Source organism: Gammaproteobacteria bacterium (genome assembly GCA_030680605.1).
In the GTDB taxonomy this organism is placed as follows: domain Bacteria; phylum Pseudomonadota; class Gammaproteobacteria; order SURF-13; family SURF-13; genus JAQBXX01.
The window spans coordinates 345,212-363,583 of sequence record JAUXUQ010000002.1 but is presented as its reverse complement, the minus strand read 5'-3'; the positions used below and the strand labels follow the sequence as shown (position 1 = coordinate 363,583).

17 protein-coding genes and 1 tRNA gene are annotated in these 18,372 nt (G+C 61.4%); 10 read left to right on the top strand and 8 right to left on the bottom strand.

Annotated elements, in window-relative coordinates; all coding sequences use genetic code 11:
* Window positions 1–108 precede the first annotated feature (108 nt).
* The 4 genes from Q8L89_03245 to Q8L89_03230 are packed head-to-tail and all read left to right on the top strand — an operon-like array spanning window position 109 to window position 6,768.
* Window positions 109–840: a TVP38/TMEM64 family protein gene (locus Q8L89_03245; protein MDP1708067.1), complete on the top strand. Its 732-nt coding sequence runs from the start codon at window positions 109–111 to the stop codon at window positions 838–840.
* On the top strand, window positions 828–3,080 hold the full coding sequence (locus tag Q8L89_03240) for a hypothetical protein (GenBank protein ID MDP1708066.1): 2,253 nt from the start codon (window positions 828–830) through the stop codon (window positions 3,078–3,080). The genes Q8L89_03245 and Q8L89_03240 overlap by 13 nt, the downstream gene beginning before the upstream one ends.
* Window positions 3,077–4,366 carry a glycosyltransferase gene (locus Q8L89_03235; GenBank protein ID MDP1708065.1) on the top strand — a complete coding sequence of 430 codons (1,290 nt, stop codon included), beginning with the start codon at window positions 3,077–3,079 and terminating at the stop codon, window positions 4,364–4,366. The genes Q8L89_03240 and Q8L89_03235 overlap by 4 nt, the downstream gene beginning before the upstream one ends.
* The gene (locus Q8L89_03230; protein MDP1708064.1) at window positions 4,363–6,768 is read left to right on the top strand and encodes an endonuclease/exonuclease/phosphatase family protein; all 2,406 of its coding nucleotides are present in this window, start codon (window positions 4,363–4,365) and stop codon (window positions 6,766–6,768) included. Before Q8L89_03235 ends, Q8L89_03230 begins: the two co-directional genes overlap by 4 nt.
* 97 nt (window positions 6,769–6,865) lie before the next feature.
* On the opposite strand, the gene Q8L89_03225 is transcribed toward Q8L89_03230, so the two are convergent.
* Both Q8L89_03225 and Q8L89_03220 read right to left on the bottom strand, forming a co-directional pair.
* The gene (locus Q8L89_03225; protein MDP1708063.1) at window positions 6,866–7,831 is read right to left on the bottom strand and encodes a manganese-dependent inorganic pyrophosphatase; all 966 of its coding nucleotides are present in this window, start codon (window positions 7,829–7,831) and stop codon (window positions 6,866–6,868) included.
* A gap of 247 nt (window positions 7,832–8,078) precedes the next feature.
* A tRNA-Ala gene (locus Q8L89_03220) sits at window positions 8,079–8,154 on the bottom strand.
* A gap of 93 nt (window positions 8,155–8,247) precedes the next feature.
* Here Q8L89_03220 and Q8L89_03215 point away from each other — a divergent pair.
* From Q8L89_03215 to asd, 4 genes are read left to right on the top strand one after another with little or no spacing between them, the layout of a single operon-like run.
* On the top strand, window positions 8,248–8,928 hold the full coding sequence (locus Q8L89_03215) for a TIGR04283 family arsenosugar biosynthesis glycosyltransferase (protein MDP1708062.1): 681 nt from the start codon (window positions 8,248–8,250) through the stop codon (window positions 8,926–8,928).
* A gap of 5 nt (window positions 8,929–8,933) precedes the next feature.
* Entirely contained in the window at window positions 8,934–9,572 is a 639-nt protein-coding gene (locus Q8L89_03210; GenBank protein MDP1708061.1) for a TIGR04282 family arsenosugar biosynthesis glycosyltransferase, read from the top strand.
* A complete protein-coding gene (gene mog, locus Q8L89_03205) occupies window positions 9,569–10,105 on the top strand; it encodes a molybdopterin adenylyltransferase (GenBank protein ID MDP1708060.1) in 537 nt (178 codons plus the stop codon). Before Q8L89_03210 ends, mog begins: the two co-directional genes overlap by 4 nt.
* Window positions 10,106–10,110: 5 nt before the next feature.
* Window positions 10,111–10,968, top strand: coding sequence for an archaetidylserine decarboxylase (gene asd / locus Q8L89_03200; GenBank protein ID MDP1708059.1), 858 nt, complete (start codon window positions 10,111–10,113; stop codon window positions 10,966–10,968).
* Between the two features lie 11 nt (window positions 10,969–10,979).
* Here asd and Q8L89_03195 read toward each other — a convergent pair whose 3' ends face one another.
* The 5 genes from Q8L89_03195 to rpoE form a co-directional block, all read right to left on the bottom strand.
* Complete coding sequence (locus Q8L89_03195; GenBank protein MDP1708058.1) at window positions 10,980–12,413, bottom strand: DegQ family serine endoprotease; 1,434 nt, start codon at window positions 12,411–12,413, stop codon at window positions 10,980–10,982.
* A gap of 83 nt (window positions 12,414–12,496) precedes the next feature.
* Window positions 12,497–12,952 carry a SoxR reducing system RseC family protein gene (locus Q8L89_03190; GenBank protein ID MDP1708057.1) on the bottom strand — a complete coding sequence of 152 codons (456 nt, stop codon included), beginning with the start codon at window positions 12,950–12,952 and terminating at the stop codon, window positions 12,497–12,499.
* Window positions 12,949–13,929, bottom strand: a complete 981-nt coding sequence (locus Q8L89_03185; protein ID MDP1708056.1) for a MucB/RseB C-terminal domain-containing protein — start codon at window positions 13,927–13,929, stop codon at window positions 12,949–12,951. The genes Q8L89_03190 and Q8L89_03185 overlap by 4 nt, the downstream gene beginning before the upstream one ends.
* Window positions 13,930–13,940: 11 nt before the next feature.
* Window positions 13,941–14,492: a sigma-E factor negative regulatory protein gene (locus Q8L89_03180; protein MDP1708055.1), complete on the bottom strand. Its 552-nt coding sequence runs from the start codon at window positions 14,490–14,492 to the stop codon at window positions 13,941–13,943.
* An 18-nt stretch (window positions 14,493–14,510) separates the two neighbouring features.
* On the bottom strand, window positions 14,511–15,089 hold the full coding sequence (gene rpoE, locus Q8L89_03175) for an RNA polymerase sigma factor RpoE (GenBank protein ID MDP1708054.1): 579 nt from the start codon (window positions 15,087–15,089) through the stop codon (window positions 14,511–14,513).
* Window positions 15,090–15,261: 172 nt separating this feature from the next.
* Here rpoE and nadB point away from each other — a divergent pair, with 172 nt between their 5' ends.
* Window positions 15,262–16,905 (top strand): L-aspartate oxidase, encoded by a 1,644-nt coding sequence (gene nadB, locus Q8L89_03170; GenBank protein ID MDP1708053.1) that lies wholly within the window; start codon window positions 15,262–15,264, stop codon window positions 16,903–16,905.
* On the opposite strand, the gene Q8L89_03165 is transcribed toward nadB, so the two are convergent.
* Window positions 16,847–17,308, bottom strand: coding sequence for a hypothetical protein (locus tag Q8L89_03165; protein MDP1708052.1), 462 nt, complete (start codon window positions 17,306–17,308; stop codon window positions 16,847–16,849). The two genes, nadB and Q8L89_03165, sit on opposite strands and share 59 nt — an antisense overlap.
* A 14-nt stretch (window positions 17,309–17,322) precedes the next feature.
* On the opposite strand from Q8L89_03165, the gene Q8L89_03160 reads away from it, so the two are divergent.
* Complete coding sequence (locus tag Q8L89_03160; protein ID MDP1708051.1) at window positions 17,323–18,333, top strand: folate-binding protein; 1,011 nt, start codon at window positions 17,323–17,325, stop codon at window positions 18,331–18,333.
* Window positions 18,334–18,372 lie beyond the last annotated feature (39 nt).

Below are 18,372 nucleotides of genomic sequence, written 5' to 3'. Positions count from 1 at the left end.
CAACCATAATCCGCACCCTGCACCTGGCCGTATGCCAAAACCGTCAACTAACTCAGGGAGTTGGCCAACCAGTTACAGCAGGCATGAGGTATTAGACTGAGGAATACCATGATCCGGGGAGCATCGCCAGTCTGGAGCATCGCCGTCAGCGTCCTGTTTGTGGCCGCTGTCGTCGGTGCGCTGATTTATTTCGACACCCATCAGCAGGTGCTCCAGTTGCTGGCATGGCTGGACGCGCAGGGCGCGTGGGCGCCGCTGCTGTTTATTCTCATCATGGCGCTGGTGGTGGTACTGCTGCTGCCGGGGGTGCTGTTCACCACCGGGGCCGGGTTCGTGTTCGGCGTGGTGGAAGGTACGGTGTACGTGGTGCTCGGCACCACCCTGGGCGCGACGCTCGCCTTCCTGATTGCGCGGCACCTGTTCGGTGAGCGTGCCACGGGGTTTATCCTGATGCACGCCAGGCTGCAACTGGTGAGCGAGGAACTGACGCCGCAGGGCTGGAAGATCATCCTGCTCACCCGGCTGGTGCCGTTCTTTCCCTTCAAGCTCTCCAATTACTTCTTCGGGCTGACGCGCTTTTCGCTGCGCGGTTTTACCTTCGGGACCTTCGCCGGTATCATCCCGTTCTCGCTGCACAATGTATATCTCGGCTCGATCGCCGCCGACATCGCCACCCTGGGCGCACGCAGCGCGGAACGCACGCCGCTGCAATGGACTCTCTACGGCGCCGGTTTTCTCGTGACCATCGCCCTGTTGATCTATATTAGCCGTCTGGCACGCCGGGCCTTGGCAAAATACACAGCGCAAGAGGAAACAGGAGACAGCTCATGCCGTGGCTGAAATGGCTGCCGTGGCGATTTTTGATTCGCCGATTGGCGCGCGCCCACGGCTTCCTCGACCCGATGAGCGTGCTCTCGCGTCTGCACCGCTTCGCCCAGCCGTCCGAGGTAGGCGAGCCGGTGGAACTGCTGCGTGCCGGAGTGGTGTTCCACGCCCGTGGCCTTATCAACAGCCGGGTGATTCAGCACAACCTGGACTGGGTGTGGCCCTACTGGGTCGAACGCCAGTTCGACCCCGGCGACGACGCCTTCATCCCGCGCGCGTTTTCCATCACCCATGTCAATCTCACCCACCGCAACTGGACCGCCGTCGGCTGGCCCGATTGCCCGGAGCTGCCCATTGTTGACCCGCGCGGTTTGCTCACGCCGCTGTTCGACGGCTGGTCGCTGGAAGGCTGGATCAAGACCGACGACGGGCGCTGGTTGTTGCCCTCGCGCACCAATGCCGAGCAGCGCCTCGACCTGCGCGACGGGGTGGTCGTCATCACGACAAGCCGCGAGATGGGGCTTGAGCTGACCAGCCGCGCTTCGGTCGAATTGGCATCCGGTCAGCCGGTCTGCCGGCTGGCACTGACTGCCAAGGCGGACAGCGCGGGCTGGCTGGTGCTGGCGCTGCGGCCCTATAACCCGGAAGGGATCAGCTTCATCCATGATGTGGCCCTGTCACCCGAACGCAGTGCCTGGAACATCGAGGGCCAGCGCGCCGTCGAGTTCGACGCCCCGGCGGAACGGCATCATGTCTCGGACTACCGGGCCGGCGATGTATACATCCATCTGCAGGATCTTGAGGATCAGCAGCGCGGCGCGTGCGAGGTGGGCATGTCCACGGCGGCGGCGCTGTTCAGGCTGGAACCCGGCCAGCCGCGCACCATCGGGGTCAGCGTGCCGCTGGGGGATGCCCACAAGACTGCGCAGGTTGCCGAGACTACCTGGGAGGAAAGCCTGCGCGGTCACTGCCAACTATCTGTTCCCGATGCGCATTTTCAGTGCCTGTACGATGCGGCATTGCGCACGCTGATTCTGCACTCGCCCGATGACGTGTATCCCGGCCCGTATACCTACAAGCGGTTCTGGTTCCGCGATGCCGCGTTCATCATTCATGGCCTGTTGTGCGCCGGTTTAAGCGGGCGTGCCGAGCGCGCGCTGGATCGCTTTCCGTCGCGCCAGACCGCGCGCGGCTATTTTCATTCCCAGGAGGGGGAGTGGGACGCCAACGGCGAGGCGCTGTGGATCATGCGCCGCTACTGCGAACTCACCGGTCGCGCACCCAAACCGGCGTGGCGGGAGGCCATCGTGCAGGGCGCGCACTGGATTCTGCGCAAGCGTCTGCCGGATGAGCCAGTCAGCCCCCACGCCGGTCTGTTGCCGGCGGGCTTTTCCGCCGAGCACCTCGGCCCCAATGACTATTATTACTGGGACGATTTCTGGAGCATCGCCGGACTGCATTCGGCGGCGGCGCTGTGCGGCCTCACGGACGAGGAGGCCTTGCGCGCGGAGTTTACGCATGCCGCCGGGGAATTTCAGCAGGCCGTCGAACGCAGTCTCGCCGGGGTAGCCAAGCGCCTCGGCCGGCCCGCCATGCCGGCCTCGCCCTACCGCAGGCTGGATGCCGGGGCCATCGGCTCGCTGGCCGTGGGCTACCCGGCGCAACTCTGTGCGCCGGATGACTCGCGCCTGCTCGATACGGTCGAGTTCCTGCTGGAGCACTGCCTGGTTGAGGGCGGGTTTTTCCAGGACATGATTCACTCCGGCATCAACCCTTACCTGACCCTGCACCTGGCTCAGGTGCTGCTGCGCGCAGGCGACCCCCGCTACCTGGCGCTGATGGACGCGGTCGCGGCGCTGGCCTCGCCCACCGGCCAGTGGCCCGAGGCGATACACCCGCGCACCCGCGGCGGCTGCATGGGTGACGGCCAGCATGTGTGGGCGGCGGCGGAGTGGGTGCTGATGCTGCGCCATTGTTTCGTGCGTGAGGAGGATGAAAGTCTGATCCTGTGCCAGGGCGTGCCGGCGCGCTGGCTCGCGGGCGCGGCGCTGCTGACGTTCGGCCCCGCGCCGACGGCCTTCGGCCCGGTCTCGATCAGCGTCGAGCGCAATGCAGACACCGGGCGCGTGACCGTCGCCTGGCACGGCGCCTGGCATGGCGCGGCGCCGGCCATCGAGGTGCGTCTGCCCGGCTTCCGGCCCGTCGCCGCCCAGCCGGGCGCGGCATCCGTGGAGCTGGTGCAGGAAAAGATATGAATATTGTCATGCTGACCAATACCTACACGCCGCACGTGGGCGGGGTGGCGCGCTCGGTGGAGGCTTTCACCGCCGAGTACCGGCGCTGCGGCCACCGCGTACTGGTGGTGGCGCCGGCGTTCGACGACATGCCGCGGGACGAAGCCGATGTGGTGCGCATCCCGGCCATCCAGAACTTCAACGGCAGCGACTTCTCCGCCGTGCTGCCGGTATCGGGCCTGCTCACCGAGGCCCTTGATGCCTTCCGGCCCGACATTGTGCATTCCCATCATCCTTATCTCCTCGGTATGACGGCGCTGCGCGTGGCACGCTACCGCGAGTTGCCGCTGGTCTTCACCCATCACACCCTGTACGAGCAGTACACCCACTACGTGCCGGGCGACTCGCCGGCCTTGCGGCGCTTCGTGATCGAGCTGGCCACCCGCTACGCCAACCTGTGCGACCAGGTGTTCGCCCCCAGCGAAAGCATTGCTACCTTGCTGCGCGAGCGCGGGGTCGAGGCGCCCATCGCGGTGGTGCCCACCGGCGTGAACCTGGAGCGTTTCGCGCAAGGGGATGCAGCGGGCTTCCGCAGGAGGATGGGCATTCCCGATGACGTCTTCGTGGTGGGACACCTGGGGCGGCTGGCGCCGGAGAAGAATCTGGTGTTTCTGGCCGAGGCGGTGGCCGCCTTTCTCAAGACGGAGCCCCGCGCCCATTTCCTGCTGGTGGGCAAGGGTCCGTCGGAGGCGGACATCCGGGCGATATTCGAGCGCGTGGGCCTGAGCGCGCGCCTGCACGTGGCGGGTATCCTCGATCCTGCGCAATTGGCCGCTGCCTACCACGCCATGGACGTCTTCGCCTTCGCCTCCAGGAGCGAGACCCAGGGCATGGTGCTGACCGAAGCCATGGCTGCGGGCATGCCGGTGGTGGGTCTGGATGCACCCGGCGTGCGGGAAGTGGTCAAGGACAGGCACAATGGACGGCTGCTCCATGAGGAAAGCATCGAAGCCTTCCGCGTGGCGCTGCAATGGGTCGCGCAACTGCCCGAGGAAGGACGCCGGCAACTCAAGCAGAGCGCCGTTGCGACCGCCGAAGACTTCTCCATGCCGCGCTCGGCGGCCACGGCCCTGGGCTGCTACGAGGCATTGCGCGCGCGGGTCCTGGTCGAGCGCACGGAAGAAGACGCGCAGTGGGAACACGTGCTGCATCTCATCGAGGCCGAATGGGCCATCCTCAAGGGGTTGGCGGGCGCCGCCGTCGCCGCATTCGGCGGGCCGGAAGCGCAGGATCAGGGCCTTAAGTGATCGGCCGTATCGAGGCCTTTGTGCGGCGCTTGCGCCGCGGGTTCAGCCGCAGTGAATGGCTGGCGCGCCTGCTGCGGCTGCCGCTGTCGAGGGGCACCGAGACCGCCCCCGGCCTGGTCATGCTGCAGATCGACGGACTTTCGCAGCGCGAGCTCGAGCGCGCGCTGGAACGGGGCGAGATGCCTTTTCTGCACCGGCTCATCAAGCGCGAACACTACCGGCTGCACCGCCAGTACGCAGGCGTGCCTGCCACGACGGCCGCCTTTCAGGGCGAGCTGTTTTACGGCGTCAAGGGCGCCGTGCCGGGCTTCAACTTCATGGAGCGCGCCTCGGGACGCTTGGTGCGCATGTTCGAACCGGCGGCCGCCGCGCGCGTCGAGCGCGAGCTTGAAACCAACGGCGGCGAGCCGTTGCTCCAGGGCGGGAGTTGCTACGTTGACAACTACACCGGCGGCGCGGCGGAAGCTCACTTCTGCCCGGCCGCCACCGGCTGGGGGCCGGCCCTGCGCGCGGCCAACCCGCTGGTGGTGGCTTTTCTCATTTTCAGCAACGCCTACAGTTTCCTGCGCGTCGCCGTGCTCCTGGTGCTGGAACTGGCGCTCGCGCTGCATGACTTCGTGCGCGGACTGATCGCCGGCCAGGATATTCTCAAGGAGCTGAAATTTGTCCCGACCCGGGTGGTGATCGCCATCCTGCTGCGCGAGCTCGCCACCATCGGGGCGAAGATGGATGTGGCGCGCGGGCTGCCGGTCATCCATTTGAATTTTCTCGGCTATGACGAACAGGCCCACCGGCGCGGGCCGTCCTCACGCTTCGCCCACTGGACCCTGAAGGGGATTGATGACGCCATCGCCCGCATCTGGCGCGCGGCGCACCGTTCAGCCCGCCGTCACTATGATGTCTGGGTCTACTCCGATCACGGACAGGAGCGCACGCAACCCTATGACAAGGCACATGGCCGGAGCTTCGCCGAGGCCGTAGCCGACGTCTTCGCCCGTCACCAAGGCGAGCCGATCCGCTACCGGTCCAGCGGGCAATGGGGGATGCAGTTGCAACGGGTGCGGCAACTCGGCGGCAAGCGCATCCAGCGGTTGTTGCCGGTGCACGCCAGCCGGGAGGAAGAACCGGAAATTCCGCAGTTGACCGTGGCGCCGCTGGGGCCGGTGGCGATGATTTATTATGAGCGGGAATTGGCGGCGGCGGAGCGCGCTCAGCTTGCCCGCGCGCTGGTGGAACAGGCCAAGGCGCCGCTGGTGCTGATCAAGAACGGTTCGGGGCGCGCCCGCGCCTGGAGCGACGCCGGGGAATTCGCCCTGCCGGAGGATGCTGCCGAGATCCTTGGAACCGGCCATCCGTTTCTCGATGAGGCAACGCAAGACCTCATCGCCCTGTGCCACCATCCCGACGCCGGTGATTTCATCGCCTGCGGCTGGCGTGCGGGGAGCCAAGCTTACAGCTTCGCCATCGAGAATGGCGCCCACGGCGGGGCGGGACCCGGTGAGACCAACGCCTTTGCGTTGCTGCCGCGGGACATCCCGCTAGCCTCGAACGGGCGTGATTATCTCAGGCCCTCCGATCTGCGCCGTGCGGCGTTGCAATTCCTCGGCCGGAGCGAGATCAAGTCCCCGAAGGCGCCGAGGCGGGACACCGCGCAGACCCTGCGCGTCATGACCTACAATGTCCACAGTTGCATCGGCATGGATGGCAAACTCGCGCCCGAGCGTATCGCGCGCGTGATTGCCCACTACGCGCCGGACATCGTGGCCTTGCAGGAGCTGGACGTGGGGCGGGCGCGCACCGAGGGCGCTGACCAGGCCCACCTGATCGCACGCTGCCTGGAGATGGATTTTCACTTCCACCCGGCGCTGCATCTCGAGGAGGAGCGCTACGGCGATGCCATTCTGACCCATCTACCCATGCGCCTGGTCAAGGCGGGTGCGCTGCCGGGGCTGCCCGGCCAGTTCTTTCTTGAACCGCGCGGGGCGTTGTGGGTGGCGATTGATGTACACGGGACGGAAATCCAGGTGCTGAACACTCACCTGGGTCTGCTGCCGCGCGAACGCAAGGCGCAGGTCGAGGTGCTGCTGGGCCCGGAATGGCTGGCGCATACGGAGTGCCGCGGGCCAGTGATCTTGTGCGGCGATTTCAATGCGCTGCCGACATCAAAGGTATGCCGTCGTTTTCGCAACCGACTCAACGACGCGCAGATCGAGCTTAAGCGCCACCGCCCCAGGGGCACGTTTTTTGGACGTTTCCCTGCCGCCCGCATTGATCACGTGTTCGTGGACGCCGGCTTCGAGGTGACCGACATCGAGGTCCCGGACTCGGAGCTGGCGCGCGTAGCCTCCGACCATCTGCCACTGATCGTCGAAATCAAGATCAATCGCACTACATCCTTGTAAACGAAGTGCACAAGCATCTCGCGCAGCACGACAGGATTGTCGATCGTCACGAACAACCCGCATCGATCCTTTGCGCTTCGGACACTCCTGTACAGAGTCAGCGCGGATTCGTATGCTGCTGGTGCAACTCCTCCTCGGCAGCGAACACCGCCTCGAGACGCGGAACAACCTGCTTCTTTCTCGACATGCAGCCGGGCAGGTGGATCATACCGTCCTCGGCAGTGCCAAATGCCTGCTCGAACAGATCGACGCGGTCGCCGACGACCCAAAGGTCACTCGCTTCCGCCTCCACGTCAGTGATCATCAGTATCACCTGTGCTAGTCCCTGCGTCTCGCGCACGGCGTGCATCTCACTCAGGATGTCTTGTATCCGGCCTGCAAACGCACCGGGGCGCAACACCTCCACCTGTGCGATCCCGACACGATGGCCACCGAACTGAAACTCCTTGAAGTCGTCTCTGACAATTTTGACGGGACTCTTGCCCTCGACGGCGGTGGTCTTGATCTGGCGCAGTTGCTGGCCGAACGAGTGCAGCTCGATGCCCGCGAACGGTTGCAGGCGTGAGGCCATCGCATGATCCTTATCGCTCGTCGTCGGCGAGCGGAATAATACGGTATCCGAGAGGATCGCGGCGATCATGACACCCGCCATCGCCCGCGTCGGCATGACGCCGTGAGCGAAATACTGTTCTCCGATGAGGGTCGCCGTCGCACCCACGGGCTCGCAGTGGAACACGATGGGCTTCGGCAATCGAAGGTCTCCGATGCGGTGGTGCTCCCATATCTCTAGAATGTTGGCCCGCTCGATGTTCGGGAGCGCCTGACCCGTCTCGTTGTGATCCACAAGGATGAGATCGAGCCCGGCTGCATCGATAACGAGCTCCGGTACGGGTACGTCGAAATATCTCAATACGAACGCCGTCTCCGCGTCGATCTCGCCCGCACGCGCAGGCCGTACCGCCAAGTGCCCGAGGCAGTTCCTAAGATGCGCGTAGGCAATCGCAGAGCAGATGCTATCAGCATCGGGGCTCCGATGACCGATCACGTAAGTGGATTTCTCCATGCCTTCCTTACCGTGAAACTCGTGAAGCGAAACCACATTCCCCTCTCTCTCGCAGGCGGGAGAGGTCAGCGCTGAGGTGACAGAATCATAAGGCACTACCGTTTCACCAAGCTGACCGGAGCGTAGATTCACGGCACTACCGAGGCCTGTTTGTTTCCCCCGCCTGGAAGTATATCTGCGCCATCCGTATTTGCATGCATAACCGTTCCGAAGTGGCACGGGTGCGCCTCGATAATCGGGCGCGGAATGGTGGAGCGGAGGAGGATCGAACTCCCGACCTCTGCATTGCGAACGCAGCGCTCTCCCAGCTGAGCTACCGCCCCATTGAAACGTGCGCATTGTACCATTGCCCACCCGGCTATTCCATCGTGCACCATTTCCTGGTATGCGCTGAAATCTTCAAGTACCCTAAACCCATGAGCGACATACGCCTCAGCATTATCGTACCCACGCTCAACGAAGCCGGTGGCATTGTTGCGACGTTACAGCCACTGCAACCGCTGCGCCGCCGTGGGCATGAAGTCATTCTGGCGGATGGCGGCAGCACCGATACTACCGTCCTGCTGGCCGAACCGTGGGTAGATCAGACAACGCACAGCCACTGCGGGCGCGCCCTGCAAATGAATACCGGGGCCCAGGCGGCGCACGGTCAAATACTGCTCTTCCTGCATGCCGACACGCAACTGCCGCCCGATGCAGACCGCTTGCTGCTTGAGGCCTTGCGAACACACCGCTGGGGGCGATTTGACGTGCGCCTCTCCGGCACCCGCATCGGACTGCGTATCATCGAGTGGCTGATGAACTGGCGCTCGCGCCTCAGCGGCATCGCGACCGGTGATCAGGCTATTTTCGTCCGCCGTGACGCATTTCAGCAGGTCGGAGGTTTTCCCGCTATCCCGCTGATGGAGGATATTGCCCTCTCGCGCGCCCTGAAAAAACTGGATCGCCCACGGTGTCTGCGTACCCGCGTGACCACCTCCAGCCGGCGCTGGGAACAACAAGGGTTGATACGCACCGTGCTGCTCATGTGGCGGCTGCGTCTTGCCTATTGGCTGGGGGCAGATCCGGCCCGGCTCGCCAAACAGTACCGCGCATAATCCACATGCAATTCCCTGAGGCCGTCATTCTGGTGTTTGCCAAGGCACCGATTGCGGGTGAGGTAAAGACTCGCCTGATTCCGGCCCTCGGTACAGCCGCTGCTACTGATTTGCATGCCCAACTGGTACGCCACACACTCACCACAGTGGTATACGCCGACATCTGCCCGGTACAGCTTTGGTGCGCCCCGGACACAACGCATCCGTTCTTTGCCGAATGTCAGCGCAATTTCGCTGTCACGCTACACACACAGCAAGGCAGCGATCTCGGCGCGCGCATGGTGCATGCCTTCGATGCCGCCTTGCAGGAGTACCGACGGGCCGTGATTATTGGCAGCGACTGCCCCCTGCTCACCGCACACGACATCACCACCACGCTGTCCGCTCTGCGCGACGGCTATAACGCCGTGCTTGGCCCGGCGCAGGACGGCGGCTATGTCCTGCTCGGGCTCAAACAGGCTCCGCCCGCATTGTTCGACAATATCCCCTGGGGCACAGCGAATGTACTTGTCCTTACACGTGAGCGTCTCCAGCAGTTACAATGGCGTGTTACTGAACTGGCGCCGCACTGGGATGTGGACAGGCCCGAGGATCTCGCCCATCCTTTTATGCAGAAACTGTTGCTTGAGATTAGCCCTGAATGACTACCACACCTGCACGGATAGGCATCATCACCGTCTCAGATCGTGCCAGCACCGGTATTTATGCCGATCGTAGCGGTCCCGCCATCCGCGCTGCGCTGGAAAAAATTATCGCTACGCCGTGGCAGGCCTATGCCTGCATTATTCCCGATGAACAGGACGTCGTCGAAGGAACACTGAAGGATTTATGTGATACCCAGGGTTGCTGCCTTGTCGTCACCACCGGCGGCACCGGCCCTGCGCCGCGCGACATCACACCCGAGGCCACGGCAGCCGTGTGCGACAAGATTCTTGATGGCTTCGGCGAGCAGATGCGTGCCGTGTCGCTCAAGGTCGTGCCGACCGCCATACTCTCACGCCAGATCGCAGGCATCCGCGGCAAGAGCCTCATTATCAATTTGCCCGGCAAGCCAGCCGCCATCGATGACTGTCTGCACGCCGTATTCCCCGCCGTACCTTACTGCATTGACTTGATTGGCGGGCCGTATCTGGAGACCCGCCCCGACGTGCTCACCGCCTTCCGCCCCAAGAAATAACGCCCATGACCCTGAGTGATTTCATCAAAACCCTGCCGCAATACCTGGCACCACAGCACCCGCTGTCGAAACTCATGCACTTTCTTACACGCGCACGCCTGCGGGCATGGAAAGAGTGGCAGATTCGCTGGTTCGTCCGGCGTTACGGCGTGGACATGAGCATCGCCGCGCAGCCTGACCCATTGGCCTACGCTGACTTCAACAGCTTCTTTACCCGCGCACTAAGGCCGGATGCACGCCCTGTCGCAAACGGTGCGGACGATATCGCCTGCCCGGTAGACGGCGTGGTGAGCCAGATCGGCAGCATTGAGGGCGGGCGTATTTTCCAGGCCAAGGGACACACGTTCGGGCTGCGGGATTTACTGGGCGGTTCCGACATACGCGCCGCACCGTTTCATAACGGACAATTCGCCACGCTCTACCTCTCACCCAAAGACTACCACCGCATACACATGCCACTCAGTGGGAAACTACGCGAGATGACCTATGTCCCCGGTCGATTGTTTAGCGTAAACACACGCACTACGTCTGTCGTCCCGGATTTATTTGCGCGTAACGAGCGTGTCATTGCGATCTTCGACACCGACGCCGGGCCGATGGCGCTGGTGTTGGTGGGTGCGCTGTTTGTCGCCAGCATTGAAACCGTGTGGTCGGGAGCCGTAACGCCGCCGTTCGGTAAAGCCATACAACAGTGGAATTACAAGGACATTCACCTCGCGCGTGGCGCGGAGATGGGACGCTTCAACATGGGCTCAACCGTGATCGTTCTGTTCGGCGCTGACAATGCTGTTTGGCGCCCCGGACTCGGCGCCGGGACACCGGTACAGATGGGGGAAGTGCTGGGCAATATCCAAAACCAGTAGCAGTGGGACGCTTACTTCTCTATCTTCAATGCCAGCCATAGCGTACTTTTATTACGCTGCACCAGCACACGTACCGCCTTGCCCTCCGGCAATGCGCGCACAATTTTATTAAAGCTTGCGGCATCTGCCACAGTTTCACTGTTGATCCGCAGGATTACATCCCCACGACGTACACCACCCTTGAGCGCGGGACCATCATCCACCTGCTGCACCAGTACGCCACCTTTGATTTCAAGCTGTTTGCGTTGCTCGGGGCTCATCTCAACAACCACCATACCTAGCTTGTTGTCAGTGATGGATTTTGGCTCGCGCATACCCAGCTTGAGATCTTCTTCCTGTGGCAGCTCACCCACCTTGATCTTGAGCATGACCTGCTTGCCGTTGCGCAACACCTTGGTATCGGCAGATTCGCCCACCCTGCTACGCCCCACCAGGCGAGGCAAATTGGAGGACTCTTCCACCACCTTACCACTGAACTCCAGCACGATGTCACCAACCTGCACACCTGCCTTCTCTGCCGGCCCACCCGGCAACACTTTCGCCACCAACGCGCCCTGCGGCTTGCTCATGCCAAACGACTCGGCGAGCTCCTGCGTAACATCCTGGATGATGACACCGAGCCAGCCCCGGGTAACCTGGCCCTTGGACTTGAGCTGCTCTGTCACCTCCATCGCCACGTCCATGGGAATGGCGAAAGACAGCCCCATGAAGCCTCCGGTGCGGCTGAAGATTTGCGAATTGATGCCTATGACCTCGCCATCCAGGTTGAACAGCGGACCACCTGAGTTACCAGGGTTGATTGCCACATCAGTCTGGATAAAGGGCACGTAGCTTTCAGACGGCAAATTACGCCCGACGGCGCTGATAATTCCGGCAGTAGCAGAGTGATCAAATCCGAATGGGGAGCCGATGGCAAACACCCACTCACCTACCTTCAGGTTATCGGAATCACCGATCTTGACTACCGGCAGGTTGTCTGCCTCGATCTTGAGCAACGCGATGTCGCTACGCTCATCGGTACCCACTACCTCGGCCGTGAGCTCACGCCTGTCGCTCAGCTTCACCACGATCTTATCAGCATTCTTGATCACATGATTATTGGTCAGCACATAGCCCTGCGGCGAGATAATAAAGCCCGAGCCCAGCGACTGGGAGTTGAATGCTTCCGGGCCGCCACCATCGCCATCCCCAAAGAAATGGCGGAAGAAATCATCAAACTGCGGTGAATCTGGGAAGGGATTTTCCATGCGCGGCGGCATCTTGCCGCGTGGGTGCTGTATCTTTTGTGTTGTACTGATGTTTACCACCGCCGGGCTGTTCCTTTCCACCAAGACGGTGAAATCAGGCAGGTCGCGCGCCTGTACAGCACCGAACGGGACGATCAACAGGGCGGCATAAAGGAGCGAGCATACGGCAATGTGTCTGACAGCGAAAAAGTGTTTCATGATATCTCCAGCAACCAGGATGTAATCTATGGGTATCCGTAAAGGGGGCTGTGAGGTCAGGCAGCCCGGAGGCTATACCAGCGTTACTGTGACCCTGTGCGGCGCAGTACTACCGGCTGATAGCGCACATCATCTCCGATGCGCCGGGCGAAGACCCTGACGCCAGCAAGCCCCGCAGCCAGGCCTGCAAGTGCGGGCAGTACAATCCATGTTTCATCCTGCTCTAAGCGCAGCAGGGCGCTTATATACTCGCCCGCGAATGCGCCCAGCAACAGTGCCAGCAGCGGCAACGCATACAGTACCAGCGAGCCCCTGATCAAGGCATCCTCTGCCAGCCCCAGTACCACTTCATCGCCTACTGTCACAGGCAGGGTATTCATGGCCTTGATCCGTGTGCGGCGCGATCCCAGTAGCCTGGCCAGTACGGCACTGCCGCAGCCCTTGCTCAATGAGCAGGCCCCACAGGTTGATTTGCGTTCGGTCTCCACCCAGACAAATCCGGGCTGCAGGGCGACCACACGTGCCTGCTCCTCCATCATGGCTGCGCCACTGGCACATACCTGATTGACTCGCCAATCAACTGTACGGTGGTACGTGGTACTTCACCCACAACGGTAATCTGATGGTTGTCCACTACCGTACCGTAGGCATTGACTGCGCCACGATGGGTAACACCTGAAAAACTGTCTGAGTCCGCCAGCTTTTCTATAAACACAGAAACCAGCGCCAGCCCATCACTGAATACCAAGTGCTCCACCGGCATGGGTCTGCCCGGCATAATCTGCTTCTCATGCTCGGCAAGCGTAAAACCTTCTGGCAACTGCGCAACACTCCAGCCCACGTCGACAGTCAGGTGAGGCGCCTTCTTGTGTGCGTCACTATGCCAGCCAGCGTGCTCAACATCACAGGGTTCCTGTAACTCAGCGGGCGGAGTGTCACTGATGCCGAGACTGGTAAACAGAATCTGCTCGACCAGTTTGCCGCGTTCGTTTACAAGATCTGACTTTAGCAACAGGCCTGTGGCACTATCCACGCCAAGGCGGTAACCATAGCGGTATTGGTCTTTAGGTATTACGGCAACCATATAAGCAGACCGATTGGCAATGCGATCTTCACCCGTAAGCGTAAAATCGTAATAGCTGGCAAGCCGATCAACGTCCATGGTGAGTGCGCCATTGAAAGGTCTGCGCGCGTGGGCATTGCCCACCACATTGCGGTTATCAGACAGGATGCAGACGTTCCCATGTTCACCGCGCATCACTTCACGCGCGGTACCGCTCAGGGAAATCAGGCGCTCGCGTTCGCCCTTGACGTCCGCACCATGCAGGATACGCAGCGTCATAAGACGCCCTTCGTGCATGTAAACAAAGGTGCCGTCGTAATTCAGGGTGCGGGTCGCCTGCACCATTTTCTCCAGCAGTGTGCGCGCCTCTTTCGCGCCATCTGCTGCCCAGAGCGGGCTCAACGGCATCAGTAATAACAGGCCCGCGCTACAAGTCCTGGCCAGTTGACGCATCAGCAACACGATCACTTGTCCGCGTCATACGCCACGATCCGCGCGTGGGGCAGCATACCTTGCAGGCCGGCGGACGTAGAGTATTCATTGTGATTGGTCAGATAGTGATTGAGCCGTGATTCAAATGCCGGCTGGGCTGACTCCCAGCGCGCGCCCTGCAGCGGGGTACCCACGGGCGAGGCGGCTATTGAGGGTGGTGACCAGGCTGCGAGTTGGGAGGTATCGGTACCGGGGGAGATAAATACAAATGTTTGTACACTGAAAATGGCCAGGGCGGCGACTGATGCGGCGAGGGCGAAGCCTGCGAGCGGTTTGATTATCCGCCGGGAGTGCCAGCCACGCATACTATGTGTCTTGTCTGACAGGGGCATGATACTGTCGTTCCGGCTGCGGTTGAGTTGAACAGCATGGTTGTGCAAGACATCGCTGATGAGGTGGTACCGCCCCCAGCAGCCTTTTAGTCCGGCGTCGCACTCAAGTTCGTCCAAAACTCTCTTCATGTCAGAGCCATGCAGCTCGCCATCTACCAACGCCGATATCTGTTCTGCTCTATCCGTTGTCATGACCTACCTTTCGCCATTTCAATGGCTCAATAAGGGTTTCAGTTTGCTGTCTATCGCCTCGCGCGCCCGAAAGATCCGGGAGCGTACGGTGCCTACCGGGCAGCCCATGGCCTGTGCAATATCTTCATAACTCAGACCCTCCAGCTCGCGCAGGGTGATCGCAGTACGCAGCTCTTCTGGCAACTGCTCAATGGCGCTGAACACTGTCTTTTCAATCTCGTCCCGCAATAACAGGTTCTCGGGAGTGGCTACTACAACCAATGCCGACTCCAACCCAGCCTGCTCCGCATCCTCCAGCTCGATACCGCTCCCGGAGGGTCTGCGTTTCTGGGCCATCAGATAATTCTTGGCCGTGTTATCAGCGATGCGGTAGAGCCAAGTATAGAATGCACTCTCCCCGCGAAAACCCGGCAATGCGCGATACGCCTTCAGAAACACCTCCTGCGCCACATCCTGCGCCTCACTGAGGTCACGGACGTAACGCGACACCTGGCGCACGATCTTGTGCTGGTACTTCAGCACCAGGATATCAAATGCCCCCTTGTCTCCTCTCTGAACGCGCTCAATCAGCTCCCGATCAATAGTATGCTCGCCCATCCGGGCCTTCCCCTTGCTTGGCTGCGCGGCACTCCCTTGCCATTTCAATAGACCCCATTGTTCATATATAGTTCGTAAGCCGCGACAGCGTTATGGATTACACTATGCGCCACGCCCTATTTCCGCATGACGTCGCGAATTATGACCTGAAAATGCCTGTGCGCCAACGACCATGACCGATCACACACACAGCGCAGACGTTCTCATCATCGGCAGCGGTATAGCTGGACTCAGTCTAGCTTTGCGTCTGGCACCTCACGCACGCGTCCATATCGTCACCAAAGGTCCGCTGACGGAGGGTGCCACCTACTACGCACAAGGCGGCATTTCGGCCGTGCTCGACAAGCGCGACTCCATCGCCTCGCACATCGAAGACACCCTGAGTACAGGCGTGGGGCTGTGCGACCCTGATATAGTCCGCTTCACGGTAGAGCGCGGCAGGTCCTGCATCCAGTGGCTGGTTGATCAGGGTGTGGCCTTCACCCGCGAGACACTGGTCGACGGCACACATGATTACCATCTCACCCGCGAAGGTGGTCACAGTCACCGCCGCATCATCCATGCCGCCGATGCCACCGGACGCGCCGTGGCATCTACACTGGAACAACTGGTACGCCAACACCCCAATATTTCCCTGTTTGAGCAACACATCGCCGTCGACCTGATCACGGCCGCCAAGCTGGGACGCACTCGCCAGCGCTGCCTGGGGGCCTATGTGCTCAATCGCGGAAGTGACCAGGTGGAAACGTTCCGCGCACGCTTTGTGGTACTCGCGACCGGCGGCGTAGGCAAGGTCTATCTCTATACCAGCAACCCGGATGTGGCCACTGGCGACGGCATTGCCATGGCTTGGCGCGCCGGGTGCCGTGTCGCCAATATGGAGTTCGTGCAGTTTCACCCCACCTGCCTCTACCACCCCAAGGCCAAGTCGTTCCTGATCACCGAGGCAGTGCGTGGCGAAGGCGGGCGGCTGTTGCTGCCGGATGGCACCCCCTTCATGACACAGTTCGACCCGCGCGCTGAGCTCGCACCGCGCGACATCGTGGCACGCGCCATCGACCACGAGATGAAACGCCTTGGCGCACCATGCGTCTACCTCGACATCAGCCACCAGCCTGCAGACTTCGTCCGTTCACACTTCCCGACAGTGTATGCACGCTGCCTGGAGTTTGGCTTCGACATGACCAAAGGGCCGGTACCGGTGGTGCCTGCCGCGCACTATACCTGTGGCGGTGTTGTCACGGATCAGGCGGGACAGAGCGATATCGCCGGTCTCTACGCCATCGGCGAAACTGCCCACACCGGCCTGCATGGCGCCAACCGCATGGCCAGCAACTCGCTGCTGGAGTGCATCGTATTTGCTGCGGCAGCCAGCGAACACATCCTGCAACAGCTGGCCCATGCGCCTCTGCCGGACGATCTCCCACCCTGGGATGAAAGCCGTGTCACAGACTCCGACGAAGAAGTGGTAGTAGCGCACAACTGGGAGGAGTTACGCCGCTTCATGTGGGATTATGTCGGCATTGTGCGCACCACCAAGCGCCTGCAACGCGCGCAACGCCGGGTCGATCTGCTGACCCGTGAAATATCCGAGTACTATGCCAACTTCCGGGTCAGCAATGACCTGATCGAGTTGCGTAACCTTACGCTGGTGGCCGACCTCATCATCCGCTCAGCACTGGCGCGCAAGGAGAGTCGTGGCCTGCACTACACACTGTCTCACCCCGAGTCTGACCAGACTCATCCACCCGCCAGCACTATTCTGGTGCCAGAGGGCTATGCGACGCGGCGAGCAGCCACACACGCAAGCGCCTGAAGCTGTCGGCATCGAGCATATCGGCCAGTATCACCACCCGGCGTCGACGCCAACGTTCTCCATTGCGGGCAAAATTCAGCACCACCAGTTGTGGGTGCAGGTAGCTACCCGGCAGCAGGCGCCCCATCATGGCATTGCCTGCGGCATCGCGTAACGCCCATTCCCCCTCTACCTCATGAATCAACTCCACGATTGCGCTCCGTCTCAAAAACGCAATGCTGATGCTCCATCCCAAGCTGACGAGCGTCGCCAGCCACAGCACCAGCATGGCTGGCCAAGGCAGCGGCAACATGAGTACCAGTACCAGTGCACCGGCATGGGCCAGCATCAGCAGTATCACCAAGCGACGCGACGGACGCAATGTGAACCTGAGCGCAGCAGATGCAGGGGCCATAGGTTTCATGCCAGAATGATAATATGACAGCTCTCGAAAATGACGAATTTCCTGTCGACCACGCACATACGCATCGTGCCATGCCGGAACACACGGTGTATGTCGACCTCACACACCTCGGATTGATTGCGGTGGAGGGAGTGGATGCCGCCCGCTTCTTGCAGGGCCAGTTGAGCAACGACATTGATGCTGTGACCGAGACACGCAGTCAGCTCAACGCCTGGTGTAATGCCAGGGGCCGTGTGCTGGCGTTGGTGCGTGTATATCTGCGCTCAACCACCTATTATCTGCAACTGCCACGTGATCATCTGGAAGCCACACTCGACCGCCTGCGCATGTATGTTCTGCGGTCACGGGTAACCCTCACCGACGCCAGTGACGTGCTGCTGCAAACCGGAATCGCTGGTGCCGATGCGCCAGCGCTGCTGGCACATTGGCTGGATATCTCCCTTCCTGCAAAGGCCAACGGCGTGGCCAGTACACAACTGGCAAACGCGGCCGTCAGCGTGCTCGCCTTACCCGGCACCCAACCCCGCTTTGTCATCATCGCCACTGCTGCCGCCACACGAGACCTGCGACACCAATGTGCCACTACGGCTACAGCGGCCAGTGCCGACACCTGGTCACTGCTCGACATCCGCGCCGGGCTACCCGCCATACATGGCGCCACGCAGGACATGTTCGTGCCACAGATGATCAACCTTGATCTCATAGATGCGCTAAGCTTTACCAAGGGCTGCTATCCAGGCCAGGAGATCGTCGCTCGCAGCCACCATCTGGGCGCGGTAAAGAGACGCATGCACTACGCCCGTGCGTCTGGCAATACCCCCCCTGTACCGGGCAGCGCGCTATACGCCATTGACAGCGGCGATAAAATCGGCCATGTCATTACCGCCGTCATCGGACCAGAGGGGGACACGGAGTTGCTCGCCGTGCTACCCACAACCGATACCGTCTGTCAGCGCGTCCGCCTTGATGGCGCGGATGGACCATTGCTGCACATTATGCAGTTGCCTTATTTGCTACCGGAGTAAGCACTCTTCAGGAAGACGCAGCCGTATTGTTAATCCACA

Excerpts from the sequence above, each read along its gene's own strand:
- Q8L89_03245 (MDP1708067.1), top strand. The coding sequence starts at position 109 with ATGATCCGGGGAGCATCGCCAGTCTGGAGCATCGCCGTCAGCGTCCTG.
- Q8L89_03240 (MDP1708066.1), top strand. The coding sequence starts at position 828 with ATGCCGTGGCTGAAATGGCTGCCGTGGCGATTTTTGATTCGCCGATTG.
- Q8L89_03235 (MDP1708065.1), top strand. The coding sequence starts at position 3,077 with ATGAATATTGTCATGCTGACCAATACCTACACGCCGCACGTGGGCGGG.
- Q8L89_03225 (MDP1708063.1), bottom strand. The coding sequence starts at position 7,831 with ATGGAGAAATCCACTTACGTGATCGGTCATCGGAGCCCCGATGCTGAT.
- Q8L89_03215 (MDP1708062.1), top strand. The coding sequence starts at position 8,248 with ATGAGCGACATACGCCTCAGCATTATCGTACCCACGCTCAACGAAGCC.
- Q8L89_03210 (MDP1708061.1), top strand. The coding sequence starts at position 8,934 with ATGCAATTCCCTGAGGCCGTCATTCTGGTGTTTGCCAAGGCACCGATT.
- mog (MDP1708060.1), top strand. The coding sequence starts at position 9,569 with ATGACTACCACACCTGCACGGATAGGCATCATCACCGTCTCAGATCGT.
- asd (MDP1708059.1), top strand. The coding sequence starts at position 10,111 with ATGACCCTGAGTGATTTCATCAAAACCCTGCCGCAATACCTGGCACCA.
- Q8L89_03195 (MDP1708058.1), bottom strand. The coding sequence starts at position 12,413 with ATGAAACACTTTTTCGCTGTCAGACACATTGCCGTATGCTCGCTCCTT.
- Q8L89_03190 (MDP1708057.1), bottom strand. The coding sequence starts at position 12,952 with ATGATGGAGGAGCAGGCACGTGTGGTCGCCCTGCAGCCCGGATTTGTC.
- Q8L89_03185 (MDP1708056.1), bottom strand. The coding sequence starts at position 13,929 with ATGCGTCAACTGGCCAGGACTTGTAGCGCGGGCCTGTTATTACTGATG.
- Q8L89_03180 (MDP1708055.1), bottom strand. The coding sequence starts at position 14,492 with ATGACAACGGATAGAGCAGAACAGATATCGGCGTTGGTAGATGGCGAG.
- rpoE (MDP1708054.1), bottom strand. The coding sequence starts at position 15,089 with ATGGGCGAGCATACTATTGATCGGGAGCTGATTGAGCGCGTTCAGAGA.
- nadB (MDP1708053.1), top strand. The coding sequence starts at position 15,262 with ATGACCGATCACACACACAGCGCAGACGTTCTCATCATCGGCAGCGGT.
- Q8L89_03165 (MDP1708052.1), bottom strand. The coding sequence starts at position 17,308 with ATGAAACCTATGGCCCCTGCATCTGCTGCGCTCAGGTTCACATTGCGT.
- Q8L89_03160 (MDP1708051.1), top strand. The coding sequence starts at position 17,323 with ATGACAGCTCTCGAAAATGACGAATTTCCTGTCGACCACGCACATACG.